Origin of the sequence: Dietzia massiliensis (assembly GCF_018390595.1) — a bacterium.
Lineage (GTDB): Bacteria > Actinomycetota > Actinomycetes > Mycobacteriales > Mycobacteriaceae > Dietzia > Dietzia massiliensis.
Window position 1 is genome coordinate 1 of sequence record NZ_JAHBAV010000067.1, and the last position, 15,381, is coordinate 15,381.

14 protein-coding genes are annotated in these 15,381 nt (G+C 72.2%); 4 read left to right on the forward strand and 10 right to left on the reverse strand.

Features of this window, described 5'->3' with window-relative positions; genetic code table 11:
* Positions 1 to 1,004: 1,004 nt before the first annotated feature.
* Entirely contained in the window at positions 1,005 to 2,516 is a 1,512-nt protein-coding gene (locus tag KHA85_RS14485; RefSeq protein WP_213186342.1) for an amidase, read from the reverse strand.
* A gap of 73 nt (positions 2,517 to 2,589) precedes the next feature.
* Positions 2,590 to 3,069, reverse strand: coding sequence for a DoxX family protein (locus KHA85_RS14490; protein ID WP_213186343.1), 480 nt, complete (start codon positions 3,067 to 3,069; stop codon positions 2,590 to 2,592).
* A gap of 61 nt (positions 3,070 to 3,130) precedes the next feature.
* Here KHA85_RS14490 and KHA85_RS14495 point away from each other — a divergent pair, with 61 nt between their 5' ends.
* The gene (locus KHA85_RS14495) at positions 3,131 to 3,565 is read left to right on the forward strand and encodes a MarR family winged helix-turn-helix transcriptional regulator (RefSeq protein WP_007633908.1); all 435 of its coding nucleotides are present in this window, start codon (positions 3,131 to 3,133) and stop codon (positions 3,563 to 3,565) included.
* A gap of 21 nt (positions 3,566 to 3,586) precedes the next feature.
* Here the strand turns inward: KHA85_RS14495 and KHA85_RS14500 are convergent, their stop codons facing one another.
* Both KHA85_RS14500 and KHA85_RS14505 read right to left on the reverse strand, forming a co-directional pair.
* Positions 3,587 to 4,222 (reverse strand): GyrI-like domain-containing protein, encoded by a 636-nt coding sequence (locus KHA85_RS14500; protein ID WP_213186344.1) that lies wholly within the window; start codon positions 4,220 to 4,222, stop codon positions 3,587 to 3,589.
* Positions 4,212 to 5,870 carry an ATP-binding cassette domain-containing protein gene (locus KHA85_RS14505; protein WP_213186345.1) on the reverse strand — a complete coding sequence of 553 codons (1,659 nt, stop codon included), beginning with the start codon at positions 5,868 to 5,870 and terminating at the stop codon, positions 4,212 to 4,214. Before KHA85_RS14505 ends, KHA85_RS14500 begins: the two co-directional genes overlap by 11 nt.
* Positions 5,871 to 6,129: 259 nt before the next feature.
* Here KHA85_RS14505 and KHA85_RS14510 point away from each other — a divergent pair, with 259 nt between their 5' ends.
* Positions 6,130 to 6,333, forward strand: coding sequence for a sigma factor-like helix-turn-helix DNA-binding protein (locus tag KHA85_RS14510; RefSeq protein WP_007633914.1), 204 nt, complete (start codon positions 6,130 to 6,132; stop codon positions 6,331 to 6,333).
* Positions 6,334 to 6,340: 7 nt separating this feature from the next.
* Positions 6,341 to 8,116, forward strand: coding sequence for an FUSC family protein (locus KHA85_RS14515; RefSeq protein ID WP_213186346.1), 1,776 nt, complete (start codon positions 6,341 to 6,343; stop codon positions 8,114 to 8,116).
* A gap of 14 nt (positions 8,117 to 8,130) precedes the next feature.
* On the opposite strand, the gene KHA85_RS14520 is transcribed toward KHA85_RS14515, so the two are convergent.
* The 4 genes from KHA85_RS14520 to KHA85_RS14535 form a co-directional block, all read right to left on the reverse strand.
* Positions 8,131 to 8,565, reverse strand: a complete 435-nt coding sequence (locus tag KHA85_RS14520) for a PaaI family thioesterase (protein ID WP_213186347.1) — start codon at positions 8,563 to 8,565, stop codon at positions 8,131 to 8,133.
* A gap of 55 nt (positions 8,566 to 8,620) precedes the next feature.
* A complete protein-coding gene (locus tag KHA85_RS14525; protein ID WP_213186348.1) occupies positions 8,621 to 10,969 on the reverse strand; it encodes an ATP-binding cassette domain-containing protein in 2,349 nt (782 codons plus the stop codon).
* Positions 10,970 to 11,036: 67 nt separating this feature from the next.
* A complete protein-coding gene (locus KHA85_RS14530) occupies positions 11,037 to 12,749 on the reverse strand; it encodes an alpha/beta hydrolase (protein WP_213186349.1) in 1,713 nt (570 codons plus the stop codon).
* A gap of 14 nt (positions 12,750 to 12,763) precedes the next feature.
* Positions 12,764 to 13,180 carry a hypothetical protein gene (locus tag KHA85_RS14535; protein WP_236885739.1) on the reverse strand — a complete coding sequence of 139 codons (417 nt, stop codon included), beginning with the start codon at positions 13,178 to 13,180 and terminating at the stop codon, positions 12,764 to 12,766.
* 128 nt (positions 13,181 to 13,308) lie between these two features.
* On the opposite strand from KHA85_RS14535, the gene KHA85_RS14540 reads away from it, so the two are divergent.
* Complete coding sequence (locus KHA85_RS14540; protein ID WP_061228740.1) at positions 13,309 to 13,653, forward strand: RNA polymerase-binding protein RbpA; 345 nt, start codon at positions 13,309 to 13,311, stop codon at positions 13,651 to 13,653.
* A gap of 90 nt (positions 13,654 to 13,743) precedes the next feature.
* Here the strand turns inward: KHA85_RS14540 and KHA85_RS14545 are convergent, their stop codons facing one another.
* Entirely contained in the window at positions 13,744 to 14,523 is a 780-nt protein-coding gene (locus tag KHA85_RS14545) for a polyprenol monophosphomannose synthase (protein WP_061228739.1), read from the reverse strand.
* On the reverse strand, positions 14,524 to 15,381 hold an 858-nt coding region (lnt, locus tag KHA85_RS14550), incomplete at its 5' end, for an apolipoprotein N-acyltransferase (RefSeq protein WP_213186350.1).

Below are 15,381 nucleotides of genomic sequence, written 5' to 3' on the forward strand. Positions count from 1 at the left end.
GAGGTCACCTACGGCGTCTACCAGCGACTCATCGCCGCCTACGAGGCCTCGGGCAAGCGGGAACTCCTAAAGGGGTTCGTCTGTTATTTCGGGGCGTGGTTGGTGGAAGGTCTGCGTATCTGCCTTGTGCGTATTCGCGGCCACCGGCTGTAGATCGGCACAGAATTCCTTGATGATCGCCGGTAGTGGGCCCGCCCAGAGCGATCCGGCAGCAGCGGAAGCACTGAAGATGCCGTTTCATCTACTGAATCGGTGATGCAACTGATGAGACCACCCGGAAGCCCGTGCAGGTCAACGACGTTTCGGAGATCGCCATCTAACCGCCTTGAGACGCGGTCTCGGAGCCACGGACCGTCGGTGGCGCCATCCGTAAGCGGGCGCCATCGCAGGTCAGGAGCGACATCGAAGTTGCGAACGAGAACGCGGCTCAAGACCCGGGGATGATTCATCTGATGCAATACGCAGACCTCTACTTTACATAATGTAGATTATCGGCACTTGGCGGATACGGTGGCCGGGCCAGAAGGGGTCGACGACGCGCGACGTGACATGGCCGCAGGCCGTGATCCTCCGGGCTGGCGTTGTCCCACCGTTCTCGACCGGCGGCCTCGACGTGACTGCGCCCGCCCTCGTCCGCCTCGGACTTGTCGTCGGCGACACTGCTGATATCTCCGGACCTTCCGACGCCGCCGAGCCCGCCGACGTCGGCTCCGGACCGCGCCACGGCGCGCTCGCGCACTGCGTCGTCGTGCCACCCGGCTGGTGTGTCGCCGGTGTCTCGCGTCGCCCGCCCGGCGGCGACTGCGGGCGCCGCGCCGGGTCCGGGTCGGCGCCGGCGTCCCCGGCCCCGGTGTGCCGGCCGTGTGCGTGCTCGACAATGCAGTCGAAACGTCACGGGTGACGAAACGCGGGTAGGTTCGAGGTCGCGGTCGGGACGATGCTCGGCGGCCCCATCAGGGCGCGCCGGGCGCCGGGCGCCGGTCGCCTCGCCACGCTCCGGGATGTCACATCCTCTGTGCGGCGATGCCGTCGCCGTCTATCGTCGGCTGGCGATCGGCCCACGGCAGGGCCTGCTCGAGCTGCCCGGCGAGCCGCAGGAGCCGGCTCTCCCCGCCGAGGGGCGCGACGAACTGGACCCCCATCGGCAGGCCCTCCGGCGTCCAGTGCAGCGGAAGCGACATCGCCGGCCGCCCGGTGAGGTTGGCCAGTTGCGTGTACGGGACCCAGCTCAAGTTGTCGTCGATGATCGACTCCGCGAACCCGGAATGGCGTAGTAGCGGCGCGGTCCGGGTCGCCAGCAGCGCCTCCGCACCCCGGACGGCCCACGGCGGGGTGTCGAGGGCGCCGACGAGCGGTGGCAGATCCGCGAGGCCGGGCGTCATGAGCAGGTCGTAGCCCGAGAAGAAGGCGGTCAACTCGCGCACGTAGTCGTCGCGTCGCATCACCGCGGTGAGGTAGTCCACGCTGCTCTGCGACCTGCCCAGCGCGGCGACGATCCGGGTATCCGTCTCGAAGTCCCGGTCGCGGCATCCCGTCCGCTGCCGGGTGCTCTCCACCGTCCACGCGAGGTACGCGAACCAGCTGGTGAGGAAGTCGCGGGCCAGTGCGAGATCGTTGACGGGCTGCGACTCGAGAACCTCGACGTGATGACCGAGCCCCTCGAGCGCACGGCCCGCGGACTCGACCGACGCGAGCGCCTCCGGGTGGGGCGAAGCGTTGATGGACGACGTCGTGCCCAGCCCGATCCGCAGGCGACCCGGCTCGGCGCCGACCTGGGACAGGAACGTCTCTGACGGCATCGCCGGGAGGTACGGGCCGCCCGGCTCGCCGCCGGCGAGAACGTCCAGCATCGCGGCGGTGTCGCGGACGGTTCGCGAGACGACGCCGTTGGTCGCCGCGCCGTGCATCGCCTCCCCGCGTACCGGACCCATCGGGACGATACCGCGGCCGGGCTTGAGGCCGACCAGTCCGCAGCAGGCCGCCGGGATCCTGATGGACCCGCCGCCGTCGCTCGCGCCCGCGACGGGCACGACACCCGCCGCGACGGCGGCCGCCGACCCTCCCGAGGACCCGCCGGGACTGCGGCGCATATCCCACGGGTTCCGGGCCGGCCCGAACAGTGCCGGTTCGGTGACGGCCTTCGCGCCGAACTCCGGGGTGTTGGTCTTGCCGAAGACGACCAGGCCCGCGTCCAGCCACCGCTGCACGACGGTCGCGTGCTCGGCCGCCGGCACCTCGGCCAGGGCCCGCGACCCGCCGCTGGTGGGGATCCCCCGGTAGTCCTGGCCGAGGTCCTTGAGCAGGAACGGTACACCGGCGAACGGTCCCGCCAGCTCCTCGGCGGCCCGGGCCCGCGCCGGGCCGTCCATCCGTCGGACGATGGCGTTGAGCTGCGGCGCCACGAGGTCGGCCCGCTGCGTCGCGGCGTCGAGCAGCTCCCTCGGCGTCACCTCACCGCCGCGGACGAGGGCGGCGAGACCCAGGGCGTCACGACTCCGGTACTCGTCGAAGCGCATGGGTGCCGAGTCTACGCATGGAGGCCACCGGCGACTGCCGGTCGACGACGGATGCGGTCAGCGGCGGGCCCCGTCAGTGGCGGGACCGGGCCCGCCATGCGCGCCACGCACCGGTGGACCACAGGGCCCACACCACGAGGACCGGCTGGAAGAACAGTCGGATGAAGCGGTCGCGGTCGGTGTCGAGCCCGAAGGCCGCGGTGCCGGTGACGTACTGCGAGATGTTGCCCGGGAAGATCGCGACGAAGAACGCGGCGGCCACCCCGCCCACCGCGGGACGGAAGCGGGCCGGGGCGAGGATGAGCGAGGCGCCGAGGCCCAGCTCGACGACGCCGGACGCGACGACGACGAAGTCCGGGTCGAGGGGCACCCACGTCGGGACCTGCGCCTGGAACTCCTGCCGCATGGTCGTGAGGTGGCCGGTGCCCGCGCCGAGCAGAGCGGCGCCGAGCGCCCAGCGGCCGACGTGGCGCGCCGCCGCCCCGATGCGCCGGCCCCTGCGGGTCGACGACGGTGTGGGTGCGGTCCGGTGTGACTGGGTGAGATCGTCCATGCCAGAAGTGTTGCGCACAACTGAGTTGAGCGCAACCGGTATGTCCGGGATACTGGGTCCTATGCCCGCCGATCTCCGCCTCGACCACCAGGTCTGCTTCTCCCTCTACGCGGCCTCGCGCGCCTCGACCTCGGCCTACCGGCACGCCCTCGCCTCGGTCGGACTCACCTACCCGCAGTACCTCGCCCTGCTCGCCCTGTGGGAGGAGGACGGCCTCACGGTCCGCCAGCTGGGCGACCGCCTCCACCTGGACTCCGGGACACTGTCGCCGCTCCTGGCGCGCCTCGAGAACGCCGGGCTCGTCGCCCGCTCGCGGTCCGCCGACGACGGCCGGAGCGTCCACGTCCACCTCACCGAGTCCGGCGAGAAGCTGCGCGCGGAGGCCGAGACGATCCAGTGTTCCCTGCTCGGCAGGCTGGACATGTCGGAGGAGGACCTGCTGCAACTGCGCACGCTCGCCCAGCGCCTCGTCGACTCTCTCGAGGCCGGCGCGTAGCGGACCCGGCGCGGCGGCGGCTCAGCCGGACGCGACGGGCTGGCGGAGGATCGTCTTGAGTCTCACGGGCTCGACCCTGCGCGGATCCGAGAGATAGATCTCGTGATGGTGGCCGGACAGCACCGCGCGCCGGCCCGCGATCGCCTCCGCGTGCATCCGCGCGATGACCGGCCCCTCCTCGTCATAAGGCCCCACGTGCAGCGTCTGCACTGCCGTACCCTCCGCGAACCGGGCGAACCGCACACGCTCCCCGGCGTCCGAGCCCCTCGTCGTCGTCACCCTCTCCCCCGCGGCGGCGACGACCTCCGGCGTGATCCACTCCGGCTGCCAGATCATCATCGTCCAGTTCCACGCGTCCTTGTCCCGCGCGGTGAACACCCGCGGATCGTCGGCGTACCAGAGCCCCTCGAGCGGGCCCACGGTGTGGACCCGCCCGAGCTCCGACTTCGCGATCGCCCGGATCGCGTACGACAGGACGTACAGCGACTCGACGGCAGTGCGGTAGGCCGGCGCGGTGTCGGGGTCGCCGCGGCCGTCGACCTGCAGGAACCACATGGGCGGGACCTCCACCGTGTCGATGCGCCCGACGCGGCCCGAGTACAGGTCGCGTCGCAGCCGCTTGATGTCGACGCTTCCGGGGTTCGCGTTAGCGGACATGCACAGAATCTACTCCCGACGGCGTCAGGGCGAGGGCCGGCCACGAGGACAGGTCCCGCAGGAGCTGACGGTCGTGGGTGGCCACCCCCACCGCGCAGGACGCGGTGACCAGCGCCTCGGTGAGCCCGTCCACCAGGGTTGACGACAGGTGGTTGGTCGGCTCATCCAGTATCAGCAGCGCGGGCCGCGCGGCCAGGCACAGCGCGAGGTGGAGGCGACGCTGCTGGCCCTGCGACATCCGGCTCACCGCGGTGGCGGCGGCGCGCGGGTCCAGGAGCCCGGTCGACGTCAGCCCCGGCGCGTCGGCACGGCCCAGCCGACTGACGTGCTCGGTGTAGATCTGCGCCGCGGTCCGCAGCGGATCCCACTCCGGCACCTCCTGGGACAGGTACGCGACCCGCGCGGCAGGACGACGATCGACCGCCCCACGGTCCGGGACGAGCTCCCCCGCGAGCAGGGCGAGCAGCGTCGACTTGCCCGCCCCGTTCGGGCCGGTGACCAGTAGTCGGTCGCCGGTGTCGAGCGAGAACGAAACCGGCGTGCGCAGCCGCCCCGACACGACGACCTCACGGCAGGTCAACACCCGCTGCCCGGCCGGGACGTCCCACGCCGGCCACCGGAACCGCGGCGGAGGCGGCGGCACGGATACGCGGTGGCGCTCGAGCTCCTCGCGGCGGCGGACGAACGCCCGGACGGTGCCGCCCGCGCGCGTCGACCGCTCATGCTTGCCGTGTCCCTTCGCGGGGCGCCACCCGTCGCGGAGCCGGTCCCGAGCCTCGTCCGCGGCGCGGGCGAGTCTGTGGTGCTCGTCGAGCTGCTCGGCGTGGGCCTGCTCCCACGCGGAGCGCACACGACGGCGCCCCTCGAGCCAACCCTCGTAGCCGCCGCCGAACACCAGAGGCTTCCCGTCCGGGCTCGGGTCCAGGTCGCAGAAATGCGTCGCCACCTCGCGCAGGAGCGCCCGATCGTGCGAGACGACGGCGACCCCGCCGGGGTGCGCCCGCAGCCGGGCGGTGAGGAACTCCAGCCCGGACGCGTCGAGGTGGTTGGTCGGCTCGTCGAGCAGCAGCAGGTCGTGGTGGGCGCCCAGGACGCAGGCCAGGCGGACCCGGTAGCGCTGCCCCACGGACAGCGACGCCAGCGGGCGCGCGCGGTCGTCGCACGCGCCGAGCCCGGCGAGCGCGACGTCGACGCGGCGGTCGGCGTCCCACGCGTCCAGTGCGGTGGCCAGCTCGAGCGCCGCCGCGTACTCGTCGTCGGCGCCGGGCACCGCGGCCCCCATGGCTTCGGCGGCGGCGTCCACCGCGCGCAGGGCGGCCAGGCTGTCGGCGATCTCCTCGGCGACGAGGTCGCCGACCGTGCGCGCCGCGGGGGCGTCCAGGTGTTGGTCGACGGTCCCTATCCGTCCGACCCGTGAGACGGTTCCGGAGTCCGGGCGGTGCCGCCCGGCCAGGACGCGCAGGAGCGTCGTCTTGCCCCGACCGTTCTCCCCCACCACGGCGAGCCGCGATGCCGCGGAGACGGTGAGGTCGACGCCGGTCAGGACGGTGCGGTCGCCGAGCGTCACCGCCACGTCGGTCAGGCGGATGTGTGCGCGGTGGCCCGCGGGGAGTCGGTGGTGCTGGTGATGATGCTGGTCGTGGTGCACGGTGCCCTCTTCGGCTCGTCGTGGAGCCGGGTAGCACGAGATGGCCGCCCGGCGTGTGCCCGTGGACGGCGTGCAGAGAGAGAGAGGGGTGAAGGTGGTCTCCGCCGCCGTCAGCGGCGGGGCCAGGGCTTCATGGTGATGGCACCGGGATACATGCCCGGGAGTGTATCCCGGGACCGCCCCGGGACGCACCCTTGGCGTCAACTCTGGTTGACATCGGCGGTAGTGTCAACGTAGGTTGACGGATGAGGTGGTGACAATGGAGACGACGTTCGACTTCAGCGCGGAGGACTCCCCCGTCGACAGACTGGCCGCCATCGCGCGGGCCAAGGCCGAGATCGCCCGCGAGGAGGCGGCCGCGGTGCGATTCGCCAGAGTGCACGGGTTGAGCTGGGCGGAGATCGGCACGGTCCTGGGGGTGAGCAGGCAGGCACTGCACAAGCGATTCGGAAGGACGGCCTGAGGAGCACATGGCGAGGACGCGAACCGGAGAACTCCTGCGACCACTCGTCACGCTGGCCCCGAGCCCCCCGCGGCTGCCCAATGCGACCAAGGCGGGGCTCACGGTCCTGCTGTGCCTGGCGGTCCCGACGCTGCTGGGGCGCTTCGACCTGGGGCTGCTCACCGTCACCGGGACCTTCGCCGTCCTCTACGCCCCGGCCGCCCCGCTGCGTCGTCGCGCCGCGACCGTCGCCGGCATCGGTCTGGGCCTGGTCGTCGCCACCTCCCTCGGCGCGTTCACCGCGGGCTCCCACCTCGCGTTCGCGGTGACCGCGGTGCTGCTGGCGACCGTCACCGCCGGGCTGTGCCTGGCGCTGCGCGTCGGTCCGCCCGGGTCGTACTTCCTCGTGCTGACCGCCGGCATCGCGTACCTGCTGGTCGGCGAGCACGGCACCGAACCCGCCCTCGTCCCGGGCATGACCGCGGTCGGTGCCGTCGTGGCGTGGCTGGTGACCATGGCGGACCTTCTCCCCGATCCACGCCGGCCGGAACGTCGAGCGGTGCGCTGCGCGCGGGACGCGGTCGCGGCCTACGCGGCCACCGAACCGGGACCCGACAGCCGGCCGCAACACCGCGCCGCGGCCCAGGCCCTCGCCGACGCCGAAGAGGCCGTCGCCGAGGGTATGTGGACTCCTTCCGGGCCGATCAGCGCCGAGCTCGCCACCGCCCACCGCGAGTACGACGCCCGCGCGGCGCGGGCGAGCCGACACATCGTGCCCGGCGACGACCCCGCCTGGGATCCCCGCAATCCCGACGCCGGCCGGTGGCTCGAAGGGGACCCCGAATCCGCAGATGTGGAGATGCCGTCCGCCGCCGCGGCCGGGCGGGCCGAGCGGGAGATCGTCCGCGACGAGCGCAGACACATCGGGTCGCTGCGACGGCGACTGCGGACCGGGCTGCGGTGGCCCGGGGAGCCGTGGTCGGTGGCGGCGTCGGTGGGGACCGCCACCGCGGTGTCGATCGTCCTGCTCACCCTCCTGGCCGGGTCCGACCAGCCGCACCTGTACTGGGTGATCGCCTTCTCCGCACTCGTCCTGCACCAGGGCGGGCCCCGCGTGGCACGGACCTACCGGGCGCTGCACCGGCTGACCGGCACGGTCGCGGGGCTCGGGGTGTTCCTACTGGTCGCCGCGCTGCAACCGTCGGGCTGGTGGCTCATCGGACTGATCGTGGTGCTGCAGTTCTCGATCGAACTGCTGGTCACCCGCAACTACGGTCTGGCGGTCACGCTCATCACCCCGCTCGCGCTACTCACCGCCTCCGGTGGCGACGTCCCGGACCAGCCGCTGCCGCTGGTCGGCGAGCGGCTGCTCGACACGGTCGTGGGTGTGCTCGCCGCGCTGGTCGTCCTCTGGGGACTGGGCCGCCGGGCGCATCACCGGGCCGTTCGCGCGGACACCCGGCGTGCGCTCCGCGAGATCGCCCGGTATACGCGCGGCGACGAACTGGCTCCGGACGAACCGACCTTGGCGTCCGCGCTCCGCGACCTCAACAGCAGCAACTCGTTGCTGATCGCGGACGGACACGGTGACTCCCCCGAGTCGCGGACCGCGGAAGCGGTCACCTACGCCGGGTACCTCCTGCTGGGCGCACGCGACCGGGACGCCGTCACGGGCACGGCCGAGGAGTGGACGGACCTCGCCGAGCTGGAGCTGCCCTCCGGGTGGCGGCCCACCGAGCCGGATCATCCCGCCGACGCGCGGATCCGCGAACAGTGCCGACGGGTGGGCGCCGGACTCGGCTGAGCCGGCCCGCTCTCTCACGCGCGAGTGCCGTCCGGGCGGTCGACGTTCTGGAGCCGCAGCTGACCGCGGGCCAGCACCTTTCCGGTCTCGGACTGGGTGATGACCACGTCCCACAGCTGCTGGCCGCGCCCCTGGAACAGGGCCTCGGCGGTCACCTCGACCCTCCCACCGGTGGAGGCGCGCAGGAAGTCGGTCCCGTTGTGGACCCCCACCGCGATCTGGCCCCGGTCGGCGACGGCGAACCCGGCCCCCGCCCCGCCCGCGGACTCCACGATGCTCGCGTAGACGCCACCGTGCACGGTCCCCCAGTCGGTGAGATGGTCGGCGCCCAGGTCCGCGTGACCGCGCAGCGACGTGGTGGTCACCTCGTCCACGACGAGGCCGGAGACGCGGACGAACGTGCTCGCGGCGGCGGACGAGGAATCAGGGACAGCGCGGGAGTCGGTCATGGGGACTTTGTACCCGCGGCCGCCGCGGCGGGCGACGCCGGGCCCGCGGCGGTCGTCACCCGCCGACGTAGCGGGCCAGGTACTCCCCGGTGACGGTGGAGGCGTCGGCGACGAGGTCGGCCGGGGTGCCCTCGAACACGACGCGCCCGCCGTCGTGGCCCGCGCCCGGGCCCAGATCGATGATCCAGTCCGCGTGGGCCATCACCGCCTGATGGTGCTCGATCACGATGACCGACTTGCCCGCGTCGACGAGCCGGTCGAGCATGCCCAGGAGGTTCTGCACGTCCGCGAGGTGCAGGCCGGTCGTCGGCTCGTCCAGCACGTAGACGTCCGCCTTCTCGGCCATCTGGGCGGCCAGCTTGAGGCGCTGGCGCTCGCCCCCGGACAAGGTGGTGAGCGGCTGGCCGAGCCGCACGTAGCCCAGCCCGACGTCCCGCAGGCGGACCAGGAGCTTGTGGGCCGCCGGGATGCGGGCCTCGCCCGCCGAGAAGAAGTCCTCCGCCTCGGCCACGGACATCGCCAGCACCTCGCCGATGTTGCGCTCCCCCAGCCGGTACTCGAGCACCTCGGCCTGGAACCGGCGGCCCTCGCAGTCGTCACACGTTGTGGCTACGCCCGCCATCATGCCGAGGTCGGTGTAGACGACCCCCGCGCCCTTGCACGTGGGGCACGCGCCCTCCGAGTTCGGGCTGAACAGTGCGGGCTTGACGCCGTTCGCCTTGGCGAAGGCCTTGCGGATGGGCTCGAGCAGGCCGGTGTAGGTCGCGGGGTTGCTGCGGCGCGATCCCCGGATCGCCGACTGGTCGATCGCGACGACCCCCTCCCGCGGGGACACCGAGCCGTGGATGAGCGAGCTCTTGCCCGAGCCCGCGACCCCCGTCACCACGCACAGCACCCCGAGAGGGATGTCCACGTCCACGTCACGCACGTTGTGCGCGCTCGCCCCGCGCACCCCGATCCACCCCGCCGGCGCGCGGACCGAGTCCTTGAGAGAGGCGCGGTCGTCCAGGTGGCGGCCGGTGACGGTGCCGCTGGCCCGCAGCCCGTCCACCGTGCCCTCGAAGCAGATCTCGCCGCCCTCGGACCCGGCCCCGGGGCCGAGGTCCACGACGTGGTCGGCGATCGCGATGGTCTCGGGCTTGTGCTCCACGACGAGGACGGTGTTGCCCTTGTCCCGCAGGCGCAGCAGCAGTCCGTTCATCCGGTCGATGTCGTGCGGGTGCAGGCCGATGGACGGCTCGTCGAACACGTAGGTCACGTCCGTCAGCGCGGACCCGAGGTGGCGGATCATCTTGACCCGCTGGGATTCGCCGCCCGACAGCGTGCCCGCCGGCCGGTCGAGCGAGAGGTACCCCAGCCCGATCTCCACGAACGAGTCGAGCGTGTGCTGCAACGACCCCAGCAGCGGGGCCACGGACGGCTCGTCGAGCCCGCGCAGCCACTCGGCGAGGTCGGTGATCTGCATGGCCGAGACGTCGGCGATGTTGTGCTCGCCGATCCGCGAGGACCGCGCGCCCTCGTTGAGTCGCGTGCCATCGCACTCCGGACACGTCGTGAAGACCACGGCCCGCTCGACGAACGCCCGGATGTGCGGCTGCATGGCCTCGACGTCCTTGGACAACATCGACTTCTGGATCCGGGGGATCAGTCCCTCGAACGTCACGTTGATGCCGTCGGCCTTGATCTTCACCGGCTCCTTGCGCAGGAGGTCGTCCATCTCGCGCCCGGAGAACTCACCCACCGGCTTGTCCATGTCGAAGAACCCGGACCCGGAGTAGATGCGCCCGTACCACCCGTCCATCGAGTAGCCGGGGACCGTGATGGCCCCCTCGTTGAGTGACTTCGAGCGGTCCACGAGCGCGTCGATGTCGAAGTCGGAGACCGACCCGCGGCCCTCGCACCGCACGCACATGCCGCCGGTGATCGTGAACTCGGCCTTCTGTCGGGTCCCGTCGGCCTTCTTCAGTGTGCCCACCCCGGAGGCCGACGCCACGTTGAACGAGTACGCCTTGGGCCCGCCGATGGCGGGCCGGGCGAGCCGGCTGAACAGGATCCGCAGCATCGCCCCGGTGTCGGTCGCGGTCCCCACCGTCGACCGCGGGTCGGAGCCCATACGCTCCTGGTCCACGACGATCGCGGTGGTCAGCCCCTCCAGCACGTCGACGTCCGGCCGGGCCAGCGTCGGCATGAACCCCTGGACGAACGCGCTGTAGGTCTCGTTGATCATCCGCTGCGACTCGGCGGCGATCGTCGCGAAGACCAGTGAACTCTTGCCCGACCCGGAGACGCCGGTGAAGACGGTCAACCGCCGCTTCGGCAGCTCCACGTCGACCGAGCGGAGGTTGTTCTCCCGCGCGCCGAGGACGCGGATGATGTCGTGCGTGTCTGCGGTGTGGGTGCTCATTCGCGGGTCTCCTCGGCCGGTTCTCTCCGAGGCAACGCTAGAACACGGACCCGGGACGGGGAAGGCGTCAGCCGCGTTCCTGGTTCAGCATGGCGACGGCGTGCAGTTCTGCGAACCGCTGGAACTCGTCGTCGTCCCACTCTTCGCGGCCCGTCGCGGCCGCCCACCCGTCGAGGATCTGGTGATCGTAGAGGTGGCCGTAGCCCTGCGACCCGCCTACCGCGTTACCGAGGTCGGCAGTGACCTGGAAGAACGTGAGCACCGGCATGTAGAACATACCCGGATGGCGGCCCTTGCCCGGGGGCTCGGCGAGCCACGCGGGACGGTCGAACAGCAGATCCGGCGTCCACCACACCACCGGGTCGGTCGCGTGCTGGACGTACAGCACGTGCGGCGGGATCCACGGGCTGTCGTCGCCGCGCAACTCGGCCGGGTCCTCGGAGAAGCGCACCAGCAGGCCGTCGGCGTACACCGGCTCGGTGACCGGGGTGCCCGGGTCGCGGCGCTCGACCAGCGAGTGCCAGATGCGGTTGGAGTTGGGCGGGCCCATCCACAGCACGCCGTCCACGGTGGCGCGGATGTCCCGGATCCCCGAGAACGCCGCCTCACCGGCCTGGGTGCCGAGACTCTCGCCATAGACGTAGAGCGCCGGCCGCGGCCGGTCGGGGGGCAGCGAGTCGCGCCACTCCACCACCGACTCGACGAGCGCGCGCCCGGCGGCCTCCGCCTTCTCACGGTCGGCGAGGAACGAGATCCAGCTGGGCAGGAACGAGTACTGCGTGCCCACCGTCGCGACGTCGCCGCCGGAGAGCAGCTCGATCGCCTGGGCCGCGTGCGGGTTGATCCACCCGGTGCCGGTGGTCGGCACGATCACGACGGACTCCCGTTCCCAGGCCCGCGTCCGGTCGAGCTCGGCCACCACGAGGTCGGAGCGCTCGTCGTCCGTGGGCGCGGACTCCAGGCCGGCGTAGGCCCGGATCGGCTCCTTCGCCTCCTCGCCGAGCAGCTCGCTCAGCGTCTCCCGGTCGACGCCGCCGCTGACGAACCGCCGGCCCTGCAGGCCCAGGTCCTCGAAGTCCACGAGTGAACCCGGGCCCCCTGACTTCTCGGGTTCGCGCGGCGGGCGGGCGTCGGGCAGGTCCTCGTTGTTCTGGGCGCTGAAAATCTGGTTGGCGGCGTCGAAGAAGAGGCGCGGCAGCACGCCCTGGACCATGCCCAGCAGCAGCGCGGCGGCCACCACGACCCCTGCCAGCCGGGCGGTGTACTCCCCGATCCCGAACCGGCGGCGCACCGCGCGGACAAAGGCCCGGTACGCCGCCCGGAGGCCCCGGGCGGCGATCAGCAGCGCGAAGAAGAGACCCAGCGCGACCCACGGGATGCGCATGTAGTCCGCCCACGGTGGGCGCGGCGACTCGACGAGGTCGGAAACCTGGTCCTGCCAGCGGATCGCCGTGGCGGTGGCCGTGATGAGGTAGACGACCAATACGTACGGTGCGGACAGCCGCGCGAACGCCAGCAGGCGGTCCCCCAGCGCGGTGAGGTCGGGGTGCAGGCTGATGCGGGGCGCGACGACGCGCCGCCACAGGGTCCGGAGCGCCACGCCGACGCCGTAGCCGACCAGCATCGACACGCCGGTGACGATGCCCTGGTAGTGCCACGCCCGCGGCAGCAGCGACGGCATGAGCGAGACCCACGCCGCGAGCGCGGCGACGACGAGACCCGTGACAGAGGGCCGCCACCGATCCCACCACGTCCGCAGGACCTCGCCGACAGCGTTCACCGCAGCTGCTCGGCTCACCGCAGCCGCTCGGCCCGGCGCGCTGCCGCCACGAGGTCCTCCGACATCCGCGCCAGCTCCGCCGGGTCCTCGCCCTCGGCGATGGCGGTCCGCAGGTCCTCGCACGCGCAGCGCAGCTGGAACATCCGGTCCATGAGGTCGGTGGACTCGGCCTCGGACAGCACGACCGTCCCCTCGGGCAGATCCTGCATCCGCAGCGACCGGCGCTGTTCGTAGGCGCGCTGGCGACACGAGCGACGGCAGTACCGCCGCCGCCGCCCGGTGCCGCCCTCGTCGACGGGGCGACCGCACCACGCGCAGGACGCCTCGCCCCGCCGGGGGGCGGGGGACTCTGCCCGGACGTCGGAATCCACGGAGGAAAGGGTACCCAGGTCGCCCTCGGGGTGGCCCGCGGCGTCGGGCCGTGGGAACATTTGGGGGTTCCTCTGGCGTTGATACGAGCAGGAACCACGCAGCGTCGTGTCGATCCGCAGAATTGACCGCAGCGCGGTGACGTGACCGCAGTGCTTTGACGCAGACGAACACGGCAGAAGGAGTTCGCATGGCAGATCGAGTCCTCAGGGGCAGCCGCCTCGGAGCGGTGAGCTACGAGACCGACCGGGACCACGACCTCGCGCCCCGCCGCATGGCCCGGTACCAGACGCCGAACGGCGAGGTCTACGAGGTGCCGTTCGCCGATGACGCCGAGATTCCCGGCACCTGGTTGTGTAAGAACGGCCAGGAGGGCCAGCTCATCGACGGCCCCGCGGTCGAGGTGAAGAAGGGCAAGCCGCCGCGCACCCACTGGGACATGCTGCTCGAGCGGCGTTCTCTGGAGGAGCTCGAGGAGCTCCTCAAGGAGCGGATGGACCTGCTCAAGAAGCGGCGCCGCGCCGGCGCGCGCTGAGCCACCGGACGGCATGACGCCCCGGTCCCCTTTTCGAGGGGGCCGGGGCGTTCCGCGTCGGCGGGGCGCACCGCCCGGCCGACGGGGGACTCAGCGCCCGACGAGCGCTCGCAGCTGCGCGCGGCGCTTCTCCCAGCCCCAGCGGGCGACGTTGACCGCGGCCTCGCGGAAGATCGACTCGCTCATCTTGGAGTGCCCCACGGTGCGCTCGGTGAAGGTGATGGGCACCTCCACCACACGCCGCCCGTTGTTCAGCAGCCGCCAGGTCATGTCGATCTGGAAGCAGTAGCCCTTGGACTCGATGGCGTCGAGGTCGAGTTCGGCCAGCGCGTCGGCGCGGTAGGCGCGGTAGCCGGCGGTGATGTCCTTGATGCCGACACCCAGCACGACGCGGGAGTAGATGTTGCCGCCGCGGGAGATGACGTGGCGCTGCCACGGCCAGTTGACCACCGAGCCGCCGGGGACGTAGCGGGACCCGATCGCCAGGTCGGCGCCGCCGTCCACGGCCTCGAGCATGGCGGGCAGGCGCTCGGGCGGATGGCTGCCGTCGGCGTCCATCTCCACCAGCACCGTGTACCCGCGCTCGAGCCCCCAGCGGAACCCGGCGATGTAGGCCGCGCCGAGACCCTGCTTCCCGGCGCGGTGCAGGACCGAGATCCGGCCGCGCGGGTCGTCGGCGGCGAGCCGGTCGGCGACCTCCCCGGTGCCGTCCGGGCTGTTGTCGTCGGCGATGAGGACCGACACGTCGGGGGCCGAGGCGAGCAGGCGCTCCACGACGCCGGGCAGGTTGTCCCGCTCGTCGTAGGTGGGGATGATCACCAGCGTGCGCGCGGAGGGTGCGCTGCCGCCCGGCGTCGTCGGTTCGGTCACTTACGTCTCCTCGTGTCGGGTCACGGGCCGTCGGCGGGTGTGGACCAGCGCCCAGGCCAGTGCGACGAACCCGACGAGGCAGCTCACCGCCTGCGGGACGCCGCCCAGTCGGGTTGCCACTGTACCGGCCCCGCCGACCTCGACCCGAGCCGCCAGCACCGCGGGCTCGAAGATGCCGGTCTCCTGCCGCACGTCCCCGTCGGGGCCGATGACGGCGCTCACGCCGCTGGTCGCGGCGATGAGGACGGGCACGTTGTGCTCGACTGCGCGCACCCGGGACATGGCCAGTTGCTGGTACGTCATGGCCGAGTGGCCGAAGGTGGCGTTGTTGGTGGGCACGGTGAGGATCTGGGCGCCGCGCGAGAGGGGTTCGCGGGCGGCGGCGTCGAACGCGATCTCGAAGCAGATCGCCACGCCCAGCTCGACCCCGTTCGCGGTGACGAGCCCGTCGCCGTCCCCGGGGACGAAGTTGCCGGCGGCCTGTGCGATCGGGAAGAGAGCCTCGAACAGGCCCCGCATCGGCAGCCACTCGCCGAAGGGCTGGATGTACTTCTTGTCGTGCCGGTCGGCGACCCGGTCGGAGCCGGCACCGCCGCCGACGTCGTCGCGGGCGTCCCAGACGAGCGTGGAGTTGGTGGCCTCGCGTCCCTGCCCCGTGGGCAGGACGGTGCCCACGAGGATCGGCGCGTCGAGGCGACGGGACAGCGCGCTGATCTGCGCACCGGCGAGGCGGTCGTCGAGCGGCGAGATGTCGGAGGCGTTCTCCGGCCACAGCACGAGGTCGGGGCGCGGGAGGGCGCCGGCCTCGACGTCGTCGGCGTACCCGGCGGTGACGTCGAGGTGGTTCTCGAGGACCGC